Origin of the sequence: Rahnella sp. CG8, assembly GCF_023701875.1 — a bacterium.
Lineage (GTDB): Bacteria > Pseudomonadota > Gammaproteobacteria > Enterobacterales > Enterobacteriaceae > Rahnella > Rahnella aceris.
The window spans coordinates 24,937-50,728 of the sequence record NZ_JABAED010000027.1 but is presented as its reverse complement, the minus strand read 5'-3'; the positions used below and the strand labels follow the sequence as shown (position 1 = coordinate 50,728).

General features: G+C 52.9%; 25 protein-coding genes. 14 read left to right on the top strand and 11 right to left on the bottom strand.

Annotated features, from left to right (window positions below; translation table 11 throughout):
- Positions 1-10: 10 nt before the first annotated feature.
- From HGO41_RS20880 to HGO41_RS20850, 7 genes are all read left to right on the top strand, one after another.
- The gene (locus tag HGO41_RS20880; protein WP_217192229.1) at positions 11-520 is read left to right on the top strand and encodes a phage major tail tube protein; all 510 of its coding nucleotides are present in this window, start codon (positions 11-13) and stop codon (positions 518-520) included.
- Positions 521-578: 58 nt separating this feature from the next.
- A complete protein-coding gene (locus HGO41_RS20875) occupies positions 579-860 on the top strand; it encodes a phage tail assembly protein (RefSeq protein ID WP_131694612.1) in 282 nt (93 codons plus the stop codon).
- Between the two features lie 32 nt (positions 861-892).
- The gene (locus HGO41_RS20870) at positions 893-1,015 is read left to right on the top strand and encodes a GpE family phage tail protein (protein ID WP_112150974.1); all 123 of its coding nucleotides are present in this window, start codon (positions 893-895) and stop codon (positions 1,013-1,015) included.
- Positions 1,008-3,482, top strand: coding sequence for a phage tail tape measure protein (locus tag HGO41_RS20865; RefSeq protein ID WP_250981355.1), 2,475 nt, complete (start codon positions 1,008-1,010; stop codon positions 3,480-3,482). Before HGO41_RS20870 ends, HGO41_RS20865 begins: the two co-directional genes overlap by 8 nt.
- Positions 3,483-3,494: 12 nt before the next feature.
- The gene (locus HGO41_RS20860; RefSeq protein ID WP_112150976.1) at positions 3,495-3,965 is read left to right on the top strand and encodes a phage tail protein; all 471 of its coding nucleotides are present in this window, start codon (positions 3,495-3,497) and stop codon (positions 3,963-3,965) included.
- Positions 3,962-5,122, top strand: coding sequence for a phage late control D family protein (locus HGO41_RS20855; protein WP_250981354.1), 1,161 nt, complete (start codon positions 3,962-3,964; stop codon positions 5,120-5,122). Before HGO41_RS20860 ends, HGO41_RS20855 begins: the two co-directional genes overlap by 4 nt.
- 318 nt (positions 5,123-5,440) lie before the next feature.
- Complete coding sequence (locus HGO41_RS20850) at positions 5,441-5,662, top strand: DNA-binding transcriptional regulator (protein WP_013573939.1); 222 nt, start codon at positions 5,441-5,443, stop codon at positions 5,660-5,662.
- A gap of 40 nt (positions 5,663-5,702) precedes the next feature.
- Here the strand turns inward: HGO41_RS20850 and HGO41_RS20845 are convergent, their stop codons facing one another.
- On the bottom strand, positions 5,703-6,071 hold the full coding sequence (locus HGO41_RS20845; protein ID WP_223510347.1) for a hypothetical protein: 369 nt from the start codon (positions 6,069-6,071) through the stop codon (positions 5,703-5,705).
- Between the two features lie 206 nt (positions 6,072-6,277).
- Between HGO41_RS20845 and HGO41_RS20840 the strand changes: the two genes are divergently transcribed.
- The gene (locus tag HGO41_RS20840) at positions 6,278-7,333 is read left to right on the top strand and encodes a phage integrase (protein ID WP_250981353.1); all 1,056 of its coding nucleotides are present in this window, start codon (positions 6,278-6,280) and stop codon (positions 7,331-7,333) included.
- Positions 7,334-7,647: 314 nt separating this feature from the next.
- Here HGO41_RS20840 and HGO41_RS20835 read toward each other — a convergent pair whose 3' ends face one another.
- From HGO41_RS20835 to ftnA, 4 genes are all read right to left on the bottom strand, one after another.
- Positions 7,648-7,983, bottom strand: coding sequence for a YebY family protein (locus tag HGO41_RS20835; RefSeq protein WP_013576173.1), 336 nt, complete (start codon positions 7,981-7,983; stop codon positions 7,648-7,650).
- A 50-nt stretch (positions 7,984-8,033) separates the two neighbouring features.
- Positions 8,034-8,918, bottom strand: coding sequence for a copper homeostasis membrane protein CopD (copD, locus tag HGO41_RS20830; RefSeq protein WP_153376238.1), 885 nt, complete (start codon positions 8,916-8,918; stop codon positions 8,034-8,036).
- A gap of 3 nt (positions 8,919-8,921) precedes the next feature.
- Positions 8,922-9,308, bottom strand: coding sequence for a copper homeostasis periplasmic binding protein CopC (gene copC / locus HGO41_RS20825; RefSeq protein WP_502947395.1), 387 nt, complete (start codon positions 9,306-9,308; stop codon positions 8,922-8,924).
- 138 nt (positions 9,309-9,446) lie between these two features.
- A complete protein-coding gene (gene ftnA, locus HGO41_RS20820) occupies positions 9,447-9,953 on the bottom strand; it encodes a non-heme ferritin (RefSeq protein ID WP_013576176.1) in 507 nt (168 codons plus the stop codon).
- Between the two features lie 406 nt (positions 9,954-10,359).
- On the opposite strand from ftnA, the gene HGO41_RS20815 reads away from it, so the two are divergent.
- The gene (locus HGO41_RS20815) at positions 10,360-10,590 is read left to right on the top strand and encodes a DNA polymerase III subunit theta (protein WP_112152155.1); all 231 of its coding nucleotides are present in this window, start codon (positions 10,360-10,362) and stop codon (positions 10,588-10,590) included.
- A gap of 19 nt (positions 10,591-10,609) precedes the next feature.
- On the opposite strand, the gene pip is transcribed toward HGO41_RS20815, so the two are convergent.
- The 4 genes from pip to dbpA all read right to left on the bottom strand — a co-directional run bounded on the left by pip (position 10,610) and on the right by dbpA (position 16,143).
- Positions 10,610-11,566: a prolyl aminopeptidase gene (gene pip / locus HGO41_RS20810; protein WP_013576178.1), complete on the bottom strand. Its 957-nt coding sequence runs from the start codon at positions 11,564-11,566 to the stop codon at positions 10,610-10,612.
- 496 nt (positions 11,567-12,062) lie between these two features.
- Complete coding sequence (locus tag HGO41_RS20805) at positions 12,063-14,102, bottom strand: S9 family peptidase (protein ID WP_250981352.1); 2,040 nt, start codon at positions 14,100-14,102, stop codon at positions 12,063-12,065.
- A gap of 131 nt (positions 14,103-14,233) precedes the next feature.
- A complete protein-coding gene (gene yebF, locus HGO41_RS20800; RefSeq protein ID WP_013576181.1) occupies positions 14,234-14,599 on the bottom strand; it encodes a protein YebF in 366 nt (121 codons plus the stop codon).
- 161 nt (positions 14,600-14,760) lie between these two features.
- On the bottom strand, positions 14,761-16,143 hold the full coding sequence (gene dbpA, locus HGO41_RS20795) for an ATP-dependent RNA helicase DbpA (RefSeq protein ID WP_013576182.1): 1,383 nt from the start codon (positions 16,141-16,143) through the stop codon (positions 14,761-14,763).
- Positions 16,144-16,393: 250 nt separating this feature from the next.
- On the opposite strand from dbpA, the gene purT reads away from it, so the two are divergent.
- Complete coding sequence (gene purT, locus HGO41_RS20790; RefSeq protein WP_250981351.1) at positions 16,394-17,572, top strand: formate-dependent phosphoribosylglycinamide formyltransferase; 1,179 nt, start codon at positions 16,394-16,396, stop codon at positions 17,570-17,572.
- 90 nt (positions 17,573-17,662) lie between these two features.
- Here the strand turns inward: purT and HGO41_RS20785 are convergent, their stop codons facing one another.
- The gene (locus HGO41_RS20785) at positions 17,663-17,845 is read right to left on the bottom strand and encodes a YoaH family protein (RefSeq protein WP_013576184.1); all 183 of its coding nucleotides are present in this window, start codon (positions 17,843-17,845) and stop codon (positions 17,663-17,665) included.
- A gap of 161 nt (positions 17,846-18,006) precedes the next feature.
- On the opposite strand from HGO41_RS20785, the gene pabB reads away from it, so the two are divergent.
- The 4 genes from pabB (at position 18,007) to HGO41_RS20765 (ending at position 23,603) form a co-directional block, all read left to right on the top strand.
- A complete protein-coding gene (gene pabB / locus HGO41_RS20780) occupies positions 18,007-19,383 on the top strand; it encodes an aminodeoxychorismate synthase component 1 (protein ID WP_131638022.1) in 1,377 nt (458 codons plus the stop codon).
- Positions 19,380-19,982, top strand: coding sequence for a CoA pyrophosphatase (locus HGO41_RS20775; RefSeq protein ID WP_013576186.1), 603 nt, complete (start codon positions 19,380-19,382; stop codon positions 19,980-19,982). Before pabB ends, HGO41_RS20775 begins: the two co-directional genes overlap by 4 nt.
- Before the next feature lie 207 nt (positions 19,983-20,189).
- Positions 20,190-21,554 carry an L-serine ammonia-lyase gene (locus HGO41_RS20770; RefSeq protein WP_013576187.1) on the top strand — a complete coding sequence of 455 codons (1,365 nt, stop codon included), beginning with the start codon at positions 20,190-20,192 and terminating at the stop codon, positions 21,552-21,554.
- Positions 21,555-22,010: 456 nt separating this feature from the next.
- Positions 22,011-23,603, top strand: a complete 1,593-nt coding sequence (locus tag HGO41_RS20765; protein WP_013576188.1) for an EAL domain-containing protein — start codon at positions 22,011-22,013, stop codon at positions 23,601-23,603.
- Positions 23,604-23,679: 76 nt separating this feature from the next.
- Here HGO41_RS20765 and HGO41_RS20760 read toward each other — a convergent pair whose 3' ends face one another.
- On the bottom strand, positions 23,680-25,239 hold the full coding sequence (locus HGO41_RS20760) for a TerC family protein (protein WP_013576189.1): 1,560 nt from the start codon (positions 25,237-25,239) through the stop codon (positions 23,680-23,682).
- Between the last annotated feature and the right edge of the window lie 553 nt (positions 25,240-25,792).

Sequence of the window (25,792 nt, the reverse complement as noted above, 5' to 3'; positions counted from 1 at the left end):
GCGCTAAAACATGGCACTGCCTAAGAAACTGAAATACCTGAACCTGTTTAACGATGGGAACAGCTACCTCGGCACGGTCAGCGCACTGACGCTGCCGAAGCTGACCCGCAAGCTGGAGAACTATCGCGGCGGCGGCATGACCGGTTCCGCCGCCATTGATTTCGGTCTGGACGACGATGCGCTGAGCTTTGAATGGACGGTGGGCGGACTGGATGAATTGGTGTTGCAGCAGTGGGGCGCGGTCGATGCCGTGCCGCTGCGCTTTGCCGGTTCCTTCCAGCGCGACGACACCGGCAACACCTCCGCCGTGGAAGTCACGATGCGCGGACGTCATAAGGAGATGGATTTCGGCGAGTACAAACAGGGCGAAGACACCGAAACCAAAATCACCACCCAGTGCACCTATTTCAAACTCACGATCGACGGCAAAGACATGATTGAAGTCGATACCGTGAACATGGTGGAAATCGTCGGCGGTGTTGACCGCGTGGCACAGCACCGCAAAAACATCGGCCTGTAACCTGTAACCCGCGCCGGACACCGGCGCGAAACCTCACCTTTGAAGAAGAGACACCGCTATGTCAGAACACAATGAAAACATCGTAATCCTTGAAGAACCGATCAAACGTGGCGACACCCTGATCACTCAGATTGAAATCATCAAGCCGAACGCCGGACACCTGCGCGGGATTGGCCTGGCGGCGCTGGCGAATGCCGACGTTGACGCGCTGACCGTCATTCTGCCGCGCATTACCGTACCGAACCTGACCGCCCAGGACTGTAAAAGCCTGAACCTGCCCGACCTGATTGCCATGGCGGGCAAGGTGATCGGTTTTTTATCGCCGAAGTCGGAACAGTAAAACTTCCCCCTACCCTGACCGTTGATGACCTGATGGCGGACGTGGCGGTGATTTTTCACTGGCCGCCGTCAGAACTGAACCCGATGACGCTGACCGAGCTGCTGGTGTGGCGTCATAAGGCCATGCAGCGCAGCGGAGCCACCGACAGTGAGTAACTTAAAGTTAGAGGTGTTGTTAAAGGCGGTTGACCAGGCGACCCGCCCGTTTAAAGCGGTGCAGAACGCCAGTAAGGCGCTGGCAGGAGAGATTAAAAATTCGCAGACCACCCTCAAAGACCTGAACGCTCAGGCCGGAAAGATTGATGGCTTCCGCAAATCCAGCGCGCAGCTCGCCGTCACCGGTCAGAAACTGAAAGACGCCAAAGCGGAAGCGGCGGCGCTGGCGATTCAGTTTAAAAACACCGCCAGCCCGACCCGCGCACAGGCGCAGGCCATGGAATCGGCGAAGCGTACCGCCGCGCAGTTGCAGACCCAGTTCAACGGGCTGCGCCAGTCGGTGCAGCGTCAGCGCACCGAACTTACCCAGGCGGGCATCAGCACGCGCACGCTGTCTGACTCTGAGCGCCGCCTGAAAACCTCCATCAGTGAAACCACCGCGCAGCTCAACCGGCAGCGCGAATCCCTGGCACGGGTGAGCGCGCAGCAGGCCAAACTCAACGCGGTGAAAGGCCGGTATCAGGCCGGTAAACAACTGGCCGGCAGCGTGACCGGTGCGGGTGCGGCCGGTGTCGGGATTGCGACGGCGGGCACGGCGGCGGGTGTCGGGCTGCTGATGCCCGGATTTAACTTTGCGCAGAAAAACTCAGAATTGCAGGCAACGCTGGGGTTAGAAAAAGACTCCGCCGATATGACCGCCCTGCGCACCCAGGCGCGGCAGCTCGGCGACAACACCGCCGCCTCTGCCGATGATGCCGCCGCCGCGCAAATCATCGTGGCGAAATCCGGCGCGGACAAAGATGGGATTCTGGCGGCGACGCCGACCATACTGAATCTGTCCCTGGCAAACAAGCGCACCATGGAGGAAAACGCCACGCTGCTGATGGGCGTGAAGTCCGCGTTTGGCATGACCAATGACACCGTGTCACACATCGGCGACGTGCTTTCATCGGCCATGAATAAGTCTGCCGCCACCTTTGAGGGGCTGTCTGACACCATGACCTATGCAGCGCCGGTGGCAAAGCAGGCCGGTATCAGCGTCGAAGAAACGGCGGCCATGGCCGCTGCCCTGGCGGACGCCAAAATCACCGGCTCGATGGCGGGCACCGGTGCGCGTGCGGTCATTACCCGCCTGCAGGCACCGACGGGCACCGCCGCTGCCGCGCTCGGTGAGCTGAAGGTGAAAACGGCGGACAGCAAAGGCAACATGCGCCCGCTGTTTGTCATCCTGAAAGAGATGCAAAAGAGCTTTGCGAAAAACAAGCTCGGCGATGCGCAGCGTGCGCAGTACATGAAGGCCATCTTTGGTGAAGAGGCCAGCTCGTCGGCGATGGTGCTGATGGACGGCGCAACGTCGGGCAAGCTCGACAAGCTTACCCAGGCGTTCAAAACCTCGGACGGCAAAACCGAGGCGCTGGTGGCGATCATGCAGAACAACCTCGGCGGCGACTTTAAGGAATTTCAGTCCGCCTATGAGGCGGTCGGCACAGACCTGTTCGATCAGCAGGATTCGTCACTGCGCAAACTGGTACAAACCGCCACCGGCTACGTGCTCAAACTGGATAAGTGGGTGGTGAACAATAAAGCCCTGGCGGCCACGCTCGGCAAAATTGCGGGCGGTGCGCTGCTGATTATCGGTGCGCTGGGCGTGTTTGGCCTGGTGGCCGGTCCGGTTATCAGCGGGATTAATCTGATTGTCGCCGCTGCGGGGATGCTCTGGACCCTTCTCGGCACGGTGGGCGGCGCGATTGCGACGGTGATCGGCGGCCTGACATGGCCGATTGTTGCCGTCGGTGTCGCCATTGTCGCCGGTGCGCTGCTTATCCGTAAATACTGGGAGCCGATCAGCGCCTTCTTTGCGGGCGTCATTGAAGGGCTGGGGGTGGCATTCGAGCCGGTAAAAGAGATGTTTGCGCCGCTTAAGCCGGTGTTTGAGTGGCTTGGGGACAGGCTCAAAGTCTTGTGGCAGTGGTTCAAAGACCTGATCCAACCGGTGAAATCCACGCAGGAAACGCTGAACAGTTGTAAAGATGCGGGGGTGACGTTTGGCCGCCTGGTCGCTAACGCACTGACCGCACCGCTGCAGGTGGCCAATAAGTTGCGCAGCGGCGTGGTCTGGCTGCTGGAGAAGCTCGGCGTTATCAAGGAAGAATCCGCAGACATGGATAAAACGGCAGACATGGCTGACCGGCGTTCGAAGCAATCCGGCAACGGGGATCCGCAAACGCATCCGCTGGATAATCCCGCCCCCCTCACCCCGCCGCCGGGTGGCCTGCTGGGTGGCGGTTATACGCCGGTGTCCGTCGGCGGCGGGCGCAGCTATATCGACCGCAGCACGCACCATTACACCATTGCCGCCGGTGCCGGTTTAGGCGTCCAGGATACCAGCCGCCAAATCCGCGCCGAGCTGGAAGCCCGTGACCGCGCCCGCGCCGCCCAGCAACGTTCCCGCATGGATAACGATTAAGGAGATGTCCGCATGATGTTAACCCTCGGACTGTTTGTGTTTCAGTTGCAGACCGTCCCCTATCAAAGCTTGCAGCGCGACGTTGATTACCGCTGGCCTGCGAATAACCGCGTCGGCCTGCGTCCGCTGCCCCAGTTCCTCGGCGTGAATGAGGAGAAAATTACCCTGTCCGGCGTGCTGATGCCGGAAATCACCGGCGGAAAGTTGTCACTGATGGCACTGAACCTGATGGCCGACGAGGGTAAGGCGTGGCCGCTGCTGGAAGGCAGCGGCACCATTTACGGGATGTTCGTGGTCAACAGCGTCAGCGAAACCCACACGGAACATTTTTCCAACGGTGCCGCCCGCCGGATTGAATTCACGCTGACGCTGACCCGCGTGGATGAATCCCTGGCGGCCATGTTCGGCGATATGAAAGCCCAGGCCGACGGACTGCTCAACCAGGCCGGAGGTTTAACCGGCCAACTGGGAGGTCTGTTGTGATTACGGATATGACCATCGGTGCCGGTGCGCAGTTTGCGCCGGACTTTACGGTGACCGTCGGCGGTAAGGACATCACTCAGGATGTGAGTAACCGGCTGATTTCGCTGGCACTCACGGATAACCGTGGCTTTGAGGCTGACCAGCTCGATATCACGCTGAGCGACACCGACGGCCTGCTGGAGATGCCGCCACGCGGTGCGGTGATGAATATCGCGCTGGGCTGGAAAGGCCAGGCGCTGACGAACAAAGGCGATTTTACCGTGGATGAGGTGGAGCATCGCGGCACGCCGGACACGCTGACTATCCGCGCCCGCAGTGCGGACTATCGCGGCAGCCTGAATGCCCGCCGCGATAACTCTTATCACGACACGACGCTGGAGGCGGTGGTGTCCGCCGTGGCGGCACGTAATAAACTCAGGCCCGCCGTTGCCGAGCCTTTCAGGGGCATAAAGGTCTTACACATTGACCAGACCCAGGAGACAGACGCGAAATTTATCACGCGCCTGGCGGAGCTGAACGGCGCGGTTGTCGCCATCAAGGCCGGTAATTTGTTGTTTATCAAACCTGGTGCGGCAAAGACGGCGAGCGGGAAGCCCATCCCCCAGATGACGATTGTGCGCAGCGACGGCGACGGGCATACGTTCAATATTGCTGACCGTGGCGCTTATACCGGCGTATCGGCAAGCTGGCTGCATACCAAAGACCCGAAGCCGAAAAAGGTGAAGGTGCAGCGGAAACCGAAAGTGCAGTATCTGCGCGCCCTGCAACATCCGAAGGCAAAGAAGACCAGCGCGAAGGTGCAGAAAACGCCGGAGGCAAAGGAAGGGGATTACCTGGCGGGCAGTGATGAAAACGTGTTTGCGCTCACCACCATTTACGCCACGCAAAAGGCCGCCATGCGGGCAGCCCAGGCGAAGTGGGACAAACTCCAGCGCGGTGTCGCGGAGTTCTCGATCTCCCTGGCTCGCGGGCGGGCGGATTTATTTCCTGAGACGCCGGTGGCCGTGTCGGGATTTAAATCCGTGATCGACGCGCAGCCGTGGATAATCAGCAAGGTGACACACAGCCTGGGCGGCAGTGGATTTGTGACGACGTTGAATCTGGAGGTATTGCTGTCGGATGTGAGTTATGAGGCGAGCGGGGACGATAGCTTGTGAATGATTGATGCCAAGCTTCATGATTAGCGCATAAAACATGCCTAAATACAGTAGTATATCCAAAACACCACTGGGAAGAGTGCGTATACAAGAAGGCAAACACACACGGCCTTCATAAACCAACGGGCACGACGCCAGATATAGCGTTCCCTTTCGTTAGCGTCACGGATCGCGCTTTGTATATCGTCCTGATTTGTCATCTCGTCTGCCTTGGGGGTTTTGTCACCTGTTATGTAAAACACTGTAATCCCGGATGTATGTTTTCAGCAATAACATACAATGACTGCATCTGATTATAATGATTACATGGTGATTAAAATGATGCATTGCCCCAAATGCCAGCACGCAGCACACGCCCGTTCCAGCCGCTATCTGAGCATTAACACCAAAGAACGTTATCACCAGTGTCAGAACATTAATTGCAGTTGCACGTTCAAAACGCATGAGTCGATTGCGGACATCATCGTCGAGCCAGGTACAGTTCATGCCGTTCAGTTGCACCCGGATAAACATCAGCAACAATCTTTGCAGATGCATTAAACAAAAAACCCGCCGATGGCGGGTTTTTTAACATTCAGGATCACCAACTAAGTTGCTCACCGCTGGCTTTCAGATTTTGTTTGTACATCATATCCAGGGTCGCGTAAGTGCACATATTAACCGCACCTTCACAATAATCCCCGATAACCTTATCTAATATTTCTTTATTTTTGGCTTTGGTCAGATTTTTAAAAGCGGTCAGATTTTGCTTTTCCATCATACGAAGCGTTGTTGGTTGGCACATATTAACGGCACCATCACAGTAATCAGCCTTCACCCTCGCCTTGATGTATTCAATTACTTCTTGTTTTTGCGCTTCGGAACCATCAAATTCCATAGGGTTGACAAATGCAGCACTCACGGCAAACGGAAGCACTAAAGCAGCAAATCCCAGAACAAACTTCATCATTAAGTCCTTATAGTGAAAGCAAACTGTTAAGACTAATCTTAACAACCTGACATTAAAATTTCACCGTTTCCGCCGAAACCTTTCCAAAGATATTTGCTTAGACAAACCAATCGGTTGCTACCCTTGCATGTATACGACTGACTAAATCAAACATTTACACTGTTTTTATATACAGTAAAATTCACATTCTCAAAAAGGAGGATGTGATGAGTGTAAGAAAGCTGTCTACCGGCAAATGGTTATGTGAGTGCTACCCGAATGGGCGCGAGGGAAAGCGATGCCGCAGGCAGTTTGATTCCAAGGGTGAAGCCGTTTCTTTTGAAACTTACACCATGGAACAGGCGAAGAACAAACCCTGGTTGGGAGAAAAGGAGGACCGGCGGAAGCTGAGCGAACTGGTGGATCTCTGGTACAGCCTGCACGGCTGCTCTCTGAATGATAAAAAGGGACGGTTGGGAAAACTGAAGATTATCAGCGCGGGAATGGGTGATCCGATTGCCAGCACGATCACACCGAAGGACTGGGCGCACTATCGTGATCAGCGGCTGCGCGGCGAGATTGATAATGGCTACAGTACCAGTCTGGCGACCCGTAAAGTTTCCACCGGCACAGTGAACTGTGAGCATGCTTTTCTGCGGGCGGTGTTCAATGAACTGAAACGACTGGGGGAATGGTCGCTGCCTAACCCGCTGGAAAATATCCGCGAGTTTGATCAGCCGGAACGTGAAATGGCATGGCTGACTCAGGAACAAATTCTGCTGCTTATGGCGGCATGTGAACAACATGGAAATGACGAATTAACGCTTATTGTTAAAATCTGTCTTTCGACCGGCGCACGCTGGAACGAGGCTGCCAAAATCAAAAGCTCGCAGATTTCGCCCTACAAACTCACCTTCATTAACACCAAAGGTAAAAAGAACCGTACCGTTCCCCTTTCCCGCCATTTGTATGACGAACTGATCGCCCGTAAAGGTGCGCCCTTCTCGCCCTGCTATAAACAGTTCTATCGGGTGATCAGGCTGGCCGGTATTGAGCTGCCAGAAGGACAGATGACGCACGTTCTGCGGCATACGTTCGCCAGCCATTTCATGATGGCTGGTGGCAATATTATCGTGCTGCAACGTATCCTCGGGCACTCAGATATCCGCGTCACGATGCGCTATGCGCACTTCGCTCCGGATCACCTGGAAGACGCTATTCACCTGAATCCGCTGGCTCAAATGGGTGGCGACAAAGTGGCGACAGAAAGTCCAAATGAGTAGCATTGAAGGTAACAGGAAGTGATGTAAGTGATTGTTTTAACGATAAGTTATTGATTTAAGAAATGTTCAAAAAAAAGACCGAATACGATTCCTATATTCGGTCTAGGGAAATGGCTCTTGGGAGAGAGCCGTGCGCTAAAAGTTGGCATTAATGCAGGCGGTTAAGCCGTACAACTTAAAGAGTAGACGACAGATGACTATTTTCCACCCAGTTTGAAACATAGTGATAATAACAATGATGTATTATTTTCATTGTGTGACAACATACGCAAAACATGGGATTTACATCAGTCAGTTATCGTCGGCACGGCTGTTCAGCAAAGCGACTGAGCTTTGGCAATAAAAGGGGCCAGACTCATTTTTTGCCCTGGGTTCTGCGGGTCGTCCAGCCAGATTTTCTCCAGTGGCACAGCCTGAACCTGATGGTTTTTTACCTGCTCTTTCGCCACGTCATTGAGAGGATATTGCGCCAGCGTGCTGTCGTTAATCACATACAGCGCATTACCGGGACGGCATTGCAGCATGACTTCTTCACGGGTAAAGGCCCAGGCTTTGCCGTATTGCAGACGGCTGATCGTTTCCAACTGGGGTGCCGCAAAGCTGCTGGCAGATAAGGTCAGCAGCACACAAGCTAGCAGTGTTTTCCTCATAATTTTTCCTCGGTGATATTAAATTCCTGGTACTTATTCAGATAACCCGTTCAGCGCGGTGCCAGTGTGGCAAACACACTCACCAGCAGCAATACGCCCAGCGCCAGCCCCCATTCGAGCCAGGTCATCATGATAAAATAGTGTTGTGCCCTGTCGGGATCTTTACCCATTAAGGGCACCAGCCGGTAGCGGTTAAACACAGCGACAGCCACCATCATTCCTACCATGAGCACTTTGACCACCAGAAGACACTGGTAAAGCGACGTCATATCCGTTGGCCAGCGCTGTAAAATAATGGCCGTGTTGATGATACCGGTGAGGATCACCAGCGCGACGGCGGCATGTCCCCAGAGCGAAAAACGGATAAGCGTGGCAATAGCATAAGGTCTTGCCGAAGGTTGTCGGGTATATCCCATACAGATCAGCAATGGCAGCAAACACCCGAACCAGTAGGCCGCGCTGAGCAGGTGCACCACATGATTCGTCCGCTGTACCAGCCCGGGCAGACCTTCATGCATCGCAGCATGGCCGACCAACGCCTGACTCATCAGTAAACCGCATGAGCACAGGAAGACCAGCATATTCCGCGCGGGCAGCCAGTCCATCAAAAGCACCAGCAACAGCGCGGCCGTCAGTAATAAATGCCAGCGCCAGACTTCACCAAATGCAGTGGTTAAAACCAGCAGCCAGACATTCAGATTCAGCGCATCACTCCAGCCGTTGCCCATCAGCGCAGCCTGAATCGCCAGCATACCGACCGAAGTGACCGCCGCAACCAGGGCGGAGCAGATCATCAGGGTCTGGTTTTTGCGCAACAACACGGCCGAGAAACCTGCAGGCGTCAGCAACGAGCAGAAAACGCTCAGACCGAAGATTTGCATCAGCGAAGCAAAATGCATGAAGCGGCACAGAACAAACAGTGCAGTCAGACTCATCGCTTATTTAACGGTGAAACTGTACTGACCGTGCGTTTTGTGACCATCAACGGAGACAACGTTCCACGAAACAATGTATTTCCCCGCGCTCAACGCATCGGAAAGTGGCAGAACGGCCTGAGTGTTGTCATTCGCTGCCAGCGTCATTTTGCCGGTTTTCACTGTTTTCTGGCTGGCATCCGTCAGGGTAATTTTACTGAAATCAGGCTCGATCCCTTCACTGAAGCCGAGAGACAGTTCAGTCGGGCTGACGGTTAACACCGAATCCGCCGCCGGGGTTTCTGTTTTCAGATGGGCGTGAGCAGAAGCGTGCTGTGAGATAAATCCGCTCAGCAGAACGGCTGAGACTGCCAGGGCACGGCAAAGAGAAGTGGTTTTTTTGAACACGATAATTCCTTGGCTTGCTTAACGATGAATTTATAACGCCGTCACTTTAGCGCAAACCGCCACAAAACGTTTGCCAAAAAGGCATAAAAAAACGCAGAGGCGGAAGCACTCTGCGTTTTTGTGAACACCTCTGGCGGGAAATTAGCCTGCCGGAGTTTGCGTCACCATATTTTTGAGATCTTTATCCACGAAGAACAGGCCGTTACCGGTGTTGCTGACCAGCGCCAGTTTATCAAGGACTGATTTGAACAACGTCTCTTCTTCATGCTGTTCAGAAACGTACCACTGCAGGAAGTTGAAGGAAGAGTAATCTTTCAGCGTCATAGACAGATCAGCCAGTTCGTTGATTTTCTGGGTGATCAGCTGTTCATGCTCGTAAGTCTGTTTGAACAGATCAGTCAGGGATTCAAAAGCCACCGGCGGAGCGGCAATTGCGCCCAGCAAAGGCAGAGCACCCGTATCGCTGACGTATTTGAACAGGCGATGCATATGGTCCATTTCTTCCATTGAATGCTGTTTAAGGAAAGCGGCGGCACCTTCGTAGCCTTTGTCGCTGCACCATGCACTCATCTGCAAATATAAATTGGCAGAATAAAACTCGAGGTTCAGCTGTTCATTAAGCTGATCAATCATTTCTTTTTTAAGCACGATACGGCTCCATAAATTGAATTAAGTCAGGTGGGCTGATTTATTTATCTGCATTATGCCCGCATCAACACAAAATAAATACACCTTATTCACATTAATATGCACAGCAATAACAATTAATTTTAACCAATTGATTTTAAATCATTTTATAAATCAATAAATATTCAACAATGATAATCATTAACATGCAATTCCCTATTAAAAGGAATCATTCTTATTTACGATATTAATTAACACCGCCTTGTTGAATATAATTATCACTTCTGCTTTGTGAATGGTTCTTATTTACTCCTGATAATTATCCGCATTTTTTGCCGGGCACAGGAACATAAAAGCCAAATCGCAACATTCACGCTGGCGCCTGCCTCGGGTACAATGTGGTAAAACGGATCATCGGGAAGCAGTTATGAGCATCAATCTGGCTGAAATCAGCAAAGAAGAAATGGATCGTATCAATGTCGATCTTGCGGCCTCAGCGGTGGCCTTTAAAGAACGCTACAACATGCCGGTTGTCGCTGAGATGGCGGAACGCGAACAGCCTGCGCATCTGCGCATCTATTTTCGTGAGCGGGTGATGTTCTATCGCGGGGAATCACATAAGTTCTCCCGCTTACCTTATGAGCCGAAGCAAAAGTAAACGGGAGTAGCAGGCAACATTAGCGCCGGGCGGCGAAACGCTGGTTAGTGCGGATCAGTTGATCGAGAATGCCAGGCTCGTCGAACGAATGCCCTGCCCCTTCAATGATGTGCAACTCCGCTTCCGGCCATGCCTGCGCCAGATCCCAGGCATTTTGCACCTGGCAGGCCATATCATAACGGCCATGCACAATGACGGCCGGAATGTGGCGAATACGTGTGACATTTTTCAACAACTGGTCGTCACTTTCCAGAAAACCCAGATGTGTAAAATAGTGGTTTTCTATACGGGCAAACGCCAGCGCAAAATTGTCCTCACCAAAGGATGCCGAACCTTCCGCAGGCAACAGTGTCACGGTCTCCCCTTCCCACAGGCTCCAGATTTTAGCAGCCTCAAGCTGCACAGCGCGATCGCCGGAAGTCAGACGGGCCCGGTAAGAAGCAATCACGTCTTTACGCTCTTCATCCGACAGAATCGACAAAATACGTTGCCACTTTTCCGGGAAGAAGCGGGACGCGCCGTCCTGATAATACCAGGACAGTTCCTGCTTACGCAGCGTGAAGATTCCGCGCAGCACCATCTCGCTGACATGTTCAGGATGCGTCTCGGCATACGCCAGCGCCAGTGTTGAACCCCACGAGCCGCCGAACACCAGCCATTTGTCGACACCGGCCATTTTGCGCAAACGCTCGATATCCTCGACCAGATGCCAGGTTGTATTGTTTTCGAGACTGGCGTGAGGTTTTGAGCGTCCGCAGCCACGCTGGTCAAACAGCATGACGTCATAATCATTGGGATCAAACAACTGACGGTGTACCGATGAGCAGCCGCCGCCGGGTCCGCCGTGGAGAAATACTGCTGGCTTGCCTGCCGGGTTTCCGCTGCGTTCCCAGTAAATTTGGTGACCATCGCCGGTATCAAGCATGCCGCTGGCATAGGCTTCCCGTGGCGGATATAACCCTTTAAATTTTGGCATGACATTTCCTGTTCTATTCGGCCAGTGTATTGATTAATGTGCTTACATCTTCATAACAGCGCATCGGCTAGCTCGCCACAAGGTGTTATAAGCAAAAATCGTTATTTTGCATGCCGTTCGCATACTTATCGCGCAATTTCACTTTCAGGCACGCCCGGCCCCGCCTTAAAGCGGCTGCGCAAAGAGTGAAGAAAAACCTGCGAAGACACTTGCAACCGGAGCGAATTAAGCAGTAAATAGCAGAGCAACCCAATCCACCAGCTTTAAGAGAGGCAAATATGAGTAAAGGAATGGATAGCAAAAAGAATGCGAAGAAAAAACCACTGAAAACCCCGGCCGAAAAAAAGGCTGAGAAAAAAGCCAAGAAAGCTTCTGCCTGACAATGGACTTCGTAGAATAAACCCGCCGAGAGCGGGTTTTTTTATTCTCCCCGTCCTACTTCGCGCTGCAGTGGCGTTGGCTGCAACCCGAATTATTTAGGGGAAAGGTGTGATATTTAGTGCTTCGCTGCCAGCGCCAGCACAAAGGCATATTCCAGCGCGATATCTTCGTAGGCTTTGAAGCGTCCGGATTTACCGCCGTGCCCGGAATCCATATCGGTATGCATCAGCAACTGGTTATCATCGGTTTTAAGCTCGCGTAATTTCGCCACCCATTTTGCCGGCTCCCAGTATTGCACCTGCGAATCATGCAGTCCGGTGGTGACCAGCATATGCGGATATGCCTGCGCGCGAACCTGATCATATGGGCTGTATTGCAGCATATAGTCATAATACGCTTTGTCGTTCGGGTTGCCCCACTCGTCATATTCACCGGTGGTCAGTGGAATGGATTCATCAAGCATAGTGGTCACCACGTCAACGAACGGCACCTGTGCCACAATGCCGCGATACAATTCTGGCGCCTGATTAATAATTGCGCCCATCAGCAAACCGCCTGCACTGCCGCCCATGGCGTAAACCTGCCCGGCGTCACCGTAGCCTTCAGCAACCAGTTCTTTGGTCACATCAATGAAGTCATGAAAAGTGTTGAGTTTGTTGAACAGTTTGCCATCGTCATACCATTGCTGGCCCAACTCAGCGCCACCGCGGATGTGCGCCAGTACGAAAACAAATCCTCTGTCGAGTAAACTCAGACGGCTGCCACTGAACGCCGGATCCATACTGCTGCCATAGGAACCGTAACCGTAAACCAGTAACGGATTTTCATTCGGCTTAAACAGTTCGCGGCGATACACCAGTGACACCGGGACTTTCACGCCGTCACGTGCCGTGACCCAGACACGTTCGCTGCGATAATTTGCCGCATCAAAGTCTTTCACTTCCTGCTGCTTGAGCAGTGTACGGTCATGCGTATCCAGATCGAGTTCAAACAGCGAGCTCGGCATGGTCATGGAAGAATAACCATAACGCAGCAATGAGGTGTCCGGCTCCGGGTTGTACGCCAGCCAGGTGGTATAGGTCGGATCGTCAAACGCCAGCGATTTTTCCTCGCCGGTTTTCCAGTGGATCTGACGCAATTGCGTCAGCCCCTGATGACGTTCTTCCACCACCAGCCAGTCACGGAACAGGCTGAAGCCTTCAAGCATCACTTCAATACGCGGCGCAATCAGCGTCTGCCAGTTTGCTTCCACGCCATCTTCACTCTTATAAAGTCCGAAGTTTTTGCCATCTTTATTGGAGCGGATGTAGAAATGCCCGAGGTAATGATCGAGAGCGTATTCATGATCTTTACGGCGTGAGAGAAACACCTGCGGTTTTGCCTGCGGATCATCGGCATCCAGCAGCAGGATCTCGGAAGTCGTGGTGCTGTCGAGGTGGATCAGAATGTATTTTTCAGACGTGGTTTTATCCAGCCCGACGTAAAACGTGTCGTCTTTCTCTTCATACACCAGCGTGTCGGTCTTAGGATCAGTGCCGACCACGTGGCGATAAACCTGATACGGCAGCAACGTTTTCTTGTGTTTGCGCACGTAATACAGTGTCTGAGAATCGTTCGCCCATTCGCTGCTGCCGGAGGTGTTTTTCAGCAGATCGTCAGTCCAGGTTTCGTCATCAAGTTTTTTGATGCGGATGTCGTACTGACGGCGCGAAAGAAAGTCTTCCGCCACGGCCATCAGTTTGTTATCAGGGCTGATATCCAGACCGCCCAGCGTGTAAAATTCGCTGTCTCTGGCACGTTCATTGCCATCAATCAGCGTGCTCCAGTTTTCATGTTCCGCTGCGGGCTGACGCAGATAAAGGGCGTATTCGTTGCCCGGTTCATAGCGGGTCTGATAACGATAGCCATGTTTCACGTAGGGAACGGAATGATCCTGTTGCGCAATACGCGCAACCATTTCGCCATACAGGGTTTCACGCAGCGCCTGATGCGGTTGCATGGCCTGTTCGGTATATTGGTTTTCAGCGCTCAGATACGCCAGAACCTGAGGATCGGCGCGGTCATCATCACGCAGCCAGTAATAGTTATCGACGCGGTCATCGCCGTGTACGCTCAGGGTTTGCGGGCGTTTTTCAGCCTTTGGAGGTGTCATCATCTCGGGATCTCTTTGTCCTCTTTGCGGTGTGACAAGAGTGACAGGTTTAGGCAGGGAAACCAAGAGACGTCAATGCAGGGAAATAATGCGTCCGCTAAGAAATAACGGACGCAACCGGAAGTGCAGAAAGGCTATACCGGCGTGCTGTAGCTGATTTCGCCGATCTGGCAGTTGAGGGTCACCTGATAGGTTTTATCAGTGTGATCACCGCGCACTTTTAGCGGGATATTCCATCTGGCGTTATTGCCGCTGATGCTGTCAGTCACCACCCAGGCCACCGGTGTAGAAGTGCCGAGCACTTTTTTATCTGCATCCCAGCGCGGAATACGGTTTTGCAGGAAATCACGTTTAACCAGTGCTGCCACTTCATCTTTTGTGGCCGTGGAACAGGGTGTTACCGTTGCCGTTCTCACTTCAGGCTCATCGGCCTGTGCAACCTGGCTCAGACCGCTCATTCCTGCAACGGCCATCACAACGCCCAAGATTATCTTTTTCATCGTTCGTCTTCCCAGTCTTTGTCGTTCATTCAGTTGACCTTGCCGGACAATATCCCTACATAAGGCAAGGTCATCGCTTGCGTTAGATAATATAATCCTCAACAAGGCAATAACACAACATTAACAATAAGACGGCCAATGCAAAGCGATAATAAACCCGGTTAACGCAAGATAATGGCTTTGCAATTCTTGCCTTTAATTTTCCCTTCCTGCAAACGTTGCAGCGCTTTCTTAGCGCTCTTCTGACGAATCGCCACATAAGCATGAACCGGGAACATATCGATTTTACCAACTTCAGCTGCGGTCAGCCCGGCGTCACCGGTCAGCGCGCCCAGAATATCGCCGGGACGGATTTTGGCTTTACGGCCGCCATCGATGCATAACGTTGCCATTTCAGGATCAAGCGCCACCGGGGCGGCGGCCAGTGCCTGCGCTGCGGGCTGCCAGGTAAACCGCTGGCGGGTGTAATCTTCCAGCGCCGTTACACGCGGCATTTCCTGCGGTGTCACGAGACTGACGGCCAGGCCACTGGTGCCCGCACGACCGGTACGGCCCACGCGGTGAACGTGAACTTCCGGGTCGAAAGACAGCTCGTAATTAATGACCAGGCCGAGCTGTTTAATGTCCAGCCCGCGTGCCGCAACATCTGTCGCCACCAGTACGCGGCAACTGCCGTTGGAGAAACGCACCAGTACGCGGTCGCGGTCACGCTGCTCGAGGTCGCCGTTCAGCGCCAGCGCACTGATGCCTTTCGCCTTCAGGTCATCACAAACATCCTGACAGTCACGTTTGGTGTTACAGAACACCACACAGGAAGTCGGCTGATACTGATACAGCACCGCGGCCAGCAGCGATAAGCGCTGATGTTTGTCGGCTTCGATGAAAATCTGCCTGATATCAGCAATGTCATCTTCGCCTTCGATTTCTACCTTCAGCGGCTGACGCTGAAATTTAGAACTGATGCGCTCAATGCCGTCCGGATACGTCGCGGAGAACAGCAGCGTCTGGCGATCCTGCGGCGTATAACTGACAACATCTTCGATATCTTCGCTAAAGCCCATATCCAGCATGCGGTCCGCTTCATCCAGCACCAGTACTTTCAGTTCGTCCAGTTTCAGCGTGCCTTTACGCAAATGCTCCTGAATACGGCCCGGCGTACCCACCACAATGTGCGGCGGATGGACCAGCGATTCAAGCTGTGGTCCGATTGCCTGGCCACCGCACAGGGTCAGAATTTTGATGTTTTGGGTAAAACGCGCCAGACGGCGTAATTCTTTGCTGACCTGATCGGCCAGTTCGCGGGTCGGACACAATACCAGCGCCTGAGCGACGAACTGTGAAACGGTAATGCTGTTCAGTAAACCGATACCGAAAGCGGCTGTTTTACCGCTGCCGGTTTTGGCTTTGGCGCGGACGTCCTGACCCAGCAGGATGGCAGGCAACGACGCTTCCTGAATCGGGGTCATTTCGGTGTAACCCAGTTCATTCAGGTTAGAAAGTTGCTCAACGGGTAATGTCAGGGCAGAAAAGGAATGCGTGCTCAAGGGCGATAACTCTTTATGTGAGGCAAAAATCGGGACAGCGGCAGGAAGCCTGACGCCATGGTTTGAGTAAATGATAACAGAGACGCCCGCAGACTGCCTTAAACGGCAGAAAACAGGCTGAAAAAATCCTGCTTTTATTCCCGCTTAAATTTATCAACAGCACTGCGCAATCGTTTTCGTCGACAATAATTTCAGATATACTGCGCGCCGAAATTCCTATTTTCCTTCACACAGATCTGGGTACGAAGCTATGTTAACCATTGGTACTGCACTGCGCACTGGCGCCACCCGCGTCATGTTATTAGGCTCCGGCGAACTGGGCAAAGAAGTGGCGATTGAATGCCAGCGACTGGGTCTGGAAGTGATCGCCGTTGATCGCTATGCCGATGCACCCGCGATGCAGGTCGCCCATCGCAGCCATGTCATTAACATGCTGGATGGCGATGCACTGAAACAGGTTATCGAAAGCGAACACCCTGATTTTATCGTGCCGGAAATCGAAGCGATTGCCACCAGCATGCTGGTCGAGCTGGAAAAACAGGGTCACAACGTCGTGCCTTGTGCTGAAGCGACACGCCTGACCATGAACCGCGAAGGCATCCGTCGTCTGGCTGCCGAAACGCTGAAGCTGCCTACTTCCACTTATCAGTTTGCCGATGATGAAGCGGCTTTCCGTGAGGCGATCGACGCCATCGGCTATCCGTGCATTATCAAACCGGTGATGAGCTCTTCCGGTAAAGGTCAGAGCCTGATCCGCAGTGCCGATCAGTTACAGGCGGCATGGGATTATGCCCAGCAAGGTGGCCGTGCTGGCGGCGGACGTGTCATCGTTGAAGGTCTGGTGAAGTTTGATTTTGAAATCACCCTGCTGACGATCAGCGGCGTTGATGGTATTCATTTCTGTGCGCCAATCGGACACCGTCAGGAAGACGGTGATTACCGCGAATCCTGGCAGCCACAGCAGATGACAGACCTTGCATTGCAGCGCGCCAAAGACATCGCAGAGAAAGTGGTGAAAGCGTTGGGCGGTAAAGGCCTGTTTGGCGTTGAACTGTTTGTTTGTGGTGATGAAGTAATCTTCAGCGAAGTGTCACCTCGCCCGCACGACACCGGGATGGTAACGCTGATTTCTCAGGATTTATCAGAGTTCGCCCTGCATGTGCGCGCATTCCTCGGTCTGCCGGTGGGCAATATCCGCCAGTTCGGCCCTTCCGCTTCTGCCGTAATCCTGCCGGAACTGACCAGCAGCAACGTGACGTTTACCGGCCTGGAAAACGCACTGACCGGTTACAACCAGATCCGTCTGTTCGGTAAGCCGGAAATCAGTGGTAAGCGCCGCCTTGGCGTAGCGCTGGCGACGGCGGACAACGTTGAAGACGCCGTGGAACAGGCCAAACAGGCAGCGGCTGCAGTGGTGGTTAAAGGCTAATCCATTCCTGACGCTGAGATGAAAAAAAACCGGACGCCTGAAAAGAGTCCGGTTTTTCTTTGCAGCAAAGGGAAACTGCGGAGCAACGTTTTATTCGTCGTCTTCGTCATCAAAAATGACGGTCACACGGTCACCTTTATGCGTTTCGCGGATTTCTTCTGCAACGGTCGCAATGGCTTCGCCGCTGCTCATGCCGTTTTCCATTAACTGGCGGATACGATCGGCGGCCTGTTCTTGTTCGTGATGTGATAATGAAGGCATACCTGTCAGCATGGGAGTGTCCTGTTGTACGGGTGATAATAAAAAGCCCGCGCAGTGCGGGGTTGCACAGTATACGCCTTATTCACGCAAATCGCCTGCGCTGCTTTCAGGCAGCCCGATCTGTGTTAGGATCCTGAAAAATAGTCACTGCGCCAGAGAAACTCATACCCGTCATGCCATTCGCCCAACCCGTTGTTTTCCATTCATTACCTTATCAGCCCGATGCAATAACTGAACGGTTCGCGCCGCTTTCTGCTTTGCCGTGGGCGATGTTACTGCATTCAGGTTCGGCACAGCACCAGCATAATCGTTTCGATATTCTGGTGGCCGATCCGCTGATCACGCTGACCACACGTGGCAAGCTAACGCAGATTGAGCACAACGGCACGGCCGAAACCCGGGCAGAAGATCCGTTTGCTTTACTGGAAGAGCAAATGGCAGTGGCCGGTTTACAGGCAGAAAGTTCAGCGGATTTTCCTTTTCTGGGCGGCGCACTGGGTTTGTTCGGTTATGACCTGGGGCGCAGGATAGAAACATTGCCTGAAACTGCGGAACGGGATATCGACCTGCCGGATATGGCGGCAGGGATTTATGACTGGGCGCTGATTGCCGATCACCATTTACAGCGCCTGACGCTGATTTGCCATGGTGACGTTTCTGAACGTTTACGCTGGCTGGCCCAGTACCAACCTGTTCCTTCTCCTGCGCCTTTCCGTTTACATGCGCCGTGGCGGGCAAATATGAGCCGCGAAGAATACGGTGAGAAATTCCGTAAGATTCAGGAATATATTCACAGTGGTGATTGCTATCAGATCAATCTGGCGCAGCGGTTTTCGACAGAATACAGCGGCGATGAATGGCAGGCTTTCCTGCGCCTCAATCAGGCTAATCGCGCCCCTTTCTCCGCGTTTCTGCGTCTGCCGGAAAATGCCGTTGTCTGTCTTTCACCCGAGCGTTTCATCTGGCTGAAAGACGCTGAGATCCAGACCCGTCCGATTAAGGGAACGCTGCCGCGCTGCGAAGATCCGACTGAGGATATGCAGCAGGCAGAACGACTGGCGGCATCGGAAAAGGATCGCGCCGAAAACCTGATGATTGTCGATTTGCTGCGTAACGATATCGGCCGCGTGGCGACACCCGGCAGTGTGCGGGTGCCGGAGCTGTTCGTTGTGGAGCCCTTCCCCGCCGTCCATCATCTGGTCAGCACGATCACCGCCCGGTTACCCGAAACCTGTCACGCCAGCGCCTTACTGCGTGCCTGTTTCCCCGGCGGCTCCATTACCGGTGCGCCCAAAGTGCGTGCCATGGAAATTATCGAAGAACTTGAACCGCACCGGCGCAACGGCTATTGCGGCAGCATTGCATATCTGAGTTGCTGCGGCACGATGGACAGCAATATCACCATCCGCACATTGCTCACCGCACAGGGCAAAATTTACTGCTGGGCGGGTGGCGGGATCGTCGCTGACAGTCAGGAACAGGCGGAATATCAGGAAACTTTTGATAAGATTGCCCGTATTCTGCCTGAATTAGGAGAAATACAGCCGTGACGCTGCTGGAACAACACGCGCCCTTACAGACGTTTTCACCTGCCGTGGAAGATTTCATCCTGCGTTTTCAATTGCAGCAGCCGCGCCTGCCTGCTGCGGCGTTGCGCGGAACCCGCCACGCCGCTGTGTTGATCCCGATTATCTGCCGTCCGGAACCGACCCTTTTACTGACGCGCCGCTCCGATCAGTTGCGTAAACACGCCGGCCAGGTCGCCTTTCCCGGTGGTGCAGCAGATGCTTCCGATGCCTCGATTATTGCCACCGCATTACGCGAAGCGCATGAAGAGGTCGCGATCCCCCCTGAACAGGTTCATATATTAGGCACACTGTCGCCGCAGGACAGCAGCAGCGGTTTTCAGGTCACGCCGGTTATCGGGCTGTTGCCTGTTGATGTACCACTGCATCCCGCGGAAGATGAAGTCGCCGAGTTGTTTGAAATGCCGCTGCGGGAAGCCTTTGATCTCGCACGTTATCACCCCCTGGATATTCACCGCAGAGGCACTCATCACCGGGTTTATCTGTCCTGGTATCAGCAACAATTTGTCTGGGGGCTGACGGCGGGAATCATCCGTCAGTTGGCCCGGCAGGTTGAAGTCTGAGCTCAGTGATTACATTACGATCACACTTTTGCATCAAATAAGTTTATTTCATGCGAAAAATGAAACTTTTGCCTCTCAGCCCTTTTAAACTATAAGTCTATCCATAAGAACAAGAGACCCGTCCATAAGGGCTGTCTCTGGTGTTGGTTCATTTATGGAAGCCAGGGATCCCGTTCCCTGCCGCAATCTATTACAGGAGTATTCGACGTGATTAGCGTTTTCGACATGTTCAAGGTCGGGATTGGCCCTTCCAGTTCCCATACTTTGGGCCCGATGAAAGCAGGCAAACAGTTCGCTGATGACCTGCTGGAAAAGGGCATGATGCCTGCCGTTACGCGTGTCGCCGTGGACGTTTTTGGTTCTTTGTCTCTGACAGGTAAAGGCCACCACACAGATATCGCCATTATTTTAGGTCTGGCGGGCAATCAGCCAGATACCGTCGACATCGACGGCATTCCGCATTTTATCCGCGACGTTGAGCAACGTGAGCGTCTGCCGCTGGGCGGAACCCAGCATGAAGTCGATTTCCCACGTGATACCGGTATGGTGTTCCGCGGGGAGAATTTACCGCGTCACGAAAACGCCATGCAAATTCACGCTTTTGCTGGCGACAAGATGATTTACAGCAAAACCTATTACTCGGTCGGCGGCGGCTTTATCGTTGATGACGAGCATTTCGGTCAGCCTGTGCTGGATGAAGTGGCGGTGCCGTACAGCTTTAATTCGGCCAGTGAAATGCTGGCAAAATGTAAGGAAACCGGGCTGTCATTATCCGGCCTGGTGATGAAAAACGAGCTGGCGCAGCACAGTAAGCAGGACATCGAGCAGTATTTCGAGAAAATCTGGCACACCATGCAGGCCTGTATCGATCGCGGCCTGAATACCGAAGGCGTTCTGCCTGGCCCGTTGCGGGTGCCGCGTCGTGCTTCTGCCCTGCGCCGGATGCTGGTGTCTAACGACAAACTTTCCAGTGACCCGATGAACGTGATCGACTGGGTGAATATGTTTGCCCTCGCGGTTAACGAAGAAAACGCGGCAGGCGGACGTGTCGTGACGGCACCCACCAACGGCGCATGCGGCATTGTGCCTGCGGTGCTGGCGTATTATGACCAGTTCATTCAGTCGGTCAGCCCGGACATTTATCTGCGTTATTTCCTGAGTTCCGGTGCTATCGGTATTCTGTATAAAATGAATGCGTCGATTTCAGGCGCTGAAGTGGGCTGTCAGGGTGAAGTTGGCGTAGCCTGTTCAATGGCGGCGGCAGGCTTGACGGAATTGCTTGGCGGCAGCCCGGAACAGGTGTGCGTTGCGGCCGAAATTGGCATGGAACACAATCTGGGATTAACCTGTGACCCTGTTGCCGGACAGGTTCAGGTACCGTGCATCGAACGTAATGCCATCGCGTCAGTGAAAGCCATTAATGCCGCCCGTATGGCATTACGCCGCACCAGTGAGCCGAGAGTTTCACTGGATAAAGTCATTGAGACAATGTACGAAACCGGTAAAGATATGAATTCCAAATATCGGGAAACCTCGCGTGGCGGTCTGGCGATTAAGGTTCAGTGCGACTGATCCGGTCGAAAAGATGACCTCTTCCTGCGGTATTTTCAGGTTGTATTAATTTCAACCAATTTACCGCAGGAAATACCACCTGGCCGGTAGCCGGCAGCAATAAAACCTTCGCTAACAACAACCTGTTGTATTATCAATACATAATGGTAGTGAGACTTGCATTATACCCTGCAGGTGCGGCATGCTGATTTCCGCCTGATTTCCCCTGTCCGGGTCCCCCTTATTACGTCTGCGTAAATGTCGGAAATGGACAGGAAAAACCTCAGTGACACTGTCACCTGTATGTTTTTTTTTCGATTTGAACAGAGAAATATAGGGAGTTTGCCGCTACTCAAACTGAGCGCCCGACGATTTACAGCTACTCTCTATAAAAACGAAATGGCTGTTACGCATCGGTAACCCTTTAAAATAATAATTTTGAGCCTGCCTTTAACTCGGGATAAAAGGATTAGAACGATGCTGTTCTCCCAGACCGGACTCGCGAAGTATCGCTACTATCGCATTGCCCTCGCCAGTGCAATGGGGATATGTACGCTGCTTCTGACGCTGGGCATTCGTATCTACGAACAAGCCCAGGTTATCGCCGAAGATCAAAAACGGGTGGCTGTTCACACCGTTGAAAAACTGGAAAAATTGCTTGAACCCGCTTCTCCGGCCGGCAAAATTATTCCTTTCGACCAGACACTCGCCTGTAAGGCACAGCAACCTCTGTTGCAACAAACCGTCGCCCGCATGCAAACATTACGTTCAATCAGTCTCGTCAGCAACGGCACCATTGTTTGTTCAAGCCTGGTAGGCACGCTGGATCTGAATTTCAATCAAACCTTGCCTTCCTTCGCACAGGGTAAAACCCAACTTGAGTTGCGCGCCTCGAAATGGAGCCGTGTCAATACACCGACGCTGGTTTTATGGCATCCGACCACACCGGATAATCTTAACGGTGAACTGTTTGTCTATAACATCGGGATCTTGTCGAATTTCCTGCTCGAGCCCCAACCGCCTTATGCCAGCCACATCGTTCTCAACGTCGGACAACAAAATCTCGAATACGGCAAAAATTCAATCATCAACACCAGTGCCCTGCCGCGCGCCCCTTTGCTGAGCGCCCGATCGGAAAAATATGATTTTGCGGTCTCTATTTATGGTGAAGAAGCCAGCACACTGGCCTGGGAGGAGCTGTTTTCACATCTGCCGCTGTCGGTTCTGATCAGCCTGCTGACAGCAACAGCCATTTATCTGTTCTCCGGCAGTCGCATCAGTCTGGCTTATCCGATCAGCCACGGCATTTCCCACCGCGAGTTTAAAGTTTATTGTCAGCCCATTATTAACAGTACGGATGGCCGTTGTATTGGCGTGGAAACACTGATGCGCTGGAAAAACCGCCGGCAGGAATGGGTTTCGCCCGATGTGTTTATTCCTCTGGCTGAACAGCACGGTTTAATCATTGCGCTGACACGCTATCTCATTCAGACAGTCGCTGAAAATCTGTCCGTATTTCCGGCAACGCCGGGTTTTTACGTCAGTATTAATGTTGCGGCACAACACTTTAATAATATGGAAATTGTTGATGACATCCGAAAGCTGTGGCTTCCGGCGCAGCCGTCAGTTTCTCTCATGCTGGAGCTGACGGAACGGACGCGGTTACAGGAGTTACGTGCTGCTGAGATTTCACAGTTGAAAGAAATGGGTATTCTGCTGGCCATTGATGATTTCGGGACGGGTCACAGTTCCCTGAGCTATCTCAAAACCCTTAATCCCGATGTGCTGAAAATCGATCAGGCGTTTACGGCCTCAATTGGCACCGATGCGATTAACGCCACCGTCACGGATACCATCATCACACTGGCGCAGCGTCTCAATCTAAAGCTGATTGCTGAAGGGGTGGAAACCCGTGAGCAGGTAGATTATCTGCGCGAACGCAGGGTCGATTCATTGCAGGGCTACTACTTTGCCCGCCCGATGCCTATAGAAGTATTCCCAATCTGGCTGGAACGTTATAAAAAAACTACGCAGAACATGGAATTGCAGGATAATACAGATCCGGTCTGAAGGTGAGAACCCGTTTTCCCCGACCATAAAAAACGGCGACCTGAGTCGCCGTTTTACATCCCGAAATAAAGCCCCGTTACTGGTCTTCATCCCATTTGTCTTCTGATTTCAGCCGCGTAATACGCACGCGTTCGATACGGTATTCCGACACGTCAAGAATTTCAAAGTGCAGCGACGCCATTTCGATCACTTCACCCACGACCGGCATTTGTCCTGATTTCGACAGCAGCAGCCCGGCAAGAGAAGCAAAATCGTCGTCAGCATTCACCAGCGTTTTGACGTCCAGAATTTGCTGCAACAGATGCAAATCGGTTCCGCCTTTAGCAATCCAGCTATCACCGTCAGTCACGACGTCCGGCGTTTCATCTTCGTCCGGGAATTCACCCGCGATGGCCTCCAGCACATCCAGCGGCGTCACCAGCCCCTGAATCACACCAAACTCATTGCTGACCATCACCAGACGACCTTTGGCTTTACGCAGAACGGCTAACAAGTTGATGACGTCCATGGTTTCCGGCACCACAATCGGCGGCGTTTTTTCCGCGAACGCGACAATGCTTTCACCGTTTTCCAGCGCCACCAGCAGATCTTTCGCACGCACCACACCGATAACATCATCCAGTGAATAACGGCAAATCGGGAACAGGCTGTGCGGCGTATCGAGAAGCTGACTGCGGATTTCATCCGGTGACTTTTCACAGTCTACCCAGGAAATCTCGGTGCGTGGCGTCATGATGCTGCGCAGGGAGCGTGACGCCAGCGTCAGCACGCCGGTGATCATGTGACGTTCTTCTTCCGCAAAGGTTTCACCGGCTGGCAATACATCGCCAGCGGGCTCATCTTCATGCTCATTCTGGCGTTTCCCGCCCATCAGTCGCTGAATAGCTTCCGCTGTACGTTCACGCATCGGACGGCTGGACTGGCTTTTCAGGAAGTTGCGGCGCGCAATCTGATTGAACAATTCAATCAGGATAGAGAAACCAATCGCGGCGTACAGGTAACCTTTCGGAATGTGGAACCCGAAGCCTTCAGCAATCAGACTCAGACCAATCATTAGCAGGAAGCTGAGGCATAGCACCACGACGGTTGGATGATTGTTTACGAAACGGGTCAGCGATTTCGATGCCAGCAGCATCACGCCCATGGCAATAATCACTGCAGTCATCATGACGGCCAGGTTATTCACCATACCGACGGCGGTTATCACCGCATCCAGCGAGAAGACCGCGTCCAGCACAACAATCTGCGCCACCACAGCCCAGAAGCTGGCATAGCCGCGATTCGTTGTTCCATGCTCGTCATGCCCTTCCAGCCGCTCATGCAGCTCTGTGGTGGCTTTGAATAGCAGGAATATCCCCCCGACTAACAAAATCAGATCACGGCCGGAGAAACTGAACTGCGCAATACTGAACAGCGGCGTGGTCAGTTTCACCATCCACGAAATCAGTGACAGCAAACCTAAACGCATGATCAGCGCCAGCGAGAGGCCGATGATACGGGCTTTATCACGCTGCTTCGGTGGCAGTTTATCGGCAAGAATGGCAATAAAAACAAGGTTGTCGATACCCAGAACAATTTCAAGCACGACAAGCGTCAGCAAACCGACCCAAATTGAAGGGTCCATCAAAAATTCCATGTCAGACTCCGCAATGAGTTAAAGAAAAAAGACGCACAAAAACACCACACCCCAGGCTGTCAGATGACCGTCCGGAAGTATTGGCTGCAGAAATAGCAGATGAAAGCGGTTTCAGTGCGGCTGAAATCAGGCCCATCGGGGCAGATTTGCCGGTAAGAATGAGGTGAAAAAGCGAAGAATAGTGACGTCGGTGACAGTCCATAGGGAGGGCTGAGGCCCGGTACTCCTGTTCAATTATTCGGAAAATCACTTTATCAGGAATGATTATTTGAAGAAAGAGTGATCTTTTACCTTCAGCATCAGTTTGTAACATCTATGCTGTTTTAATGTGCGATGTGAAACCGTATTCACAATACGTCGTTCAATAACGGACAGTCGTCACAAAAATTATTTTTTCGCACACTAAAATAAATCACGTCGCACAACCCGTTGAGGTTCTGCAATTTATAGTTTTGCAGTCTTATCAGAAATTAAGGACAGTCAGGACGCACGGAATGCCCCGTCCGCCTCAGGAATAAAAACGGGCGGATATCATCAGCACCATTACTTATGT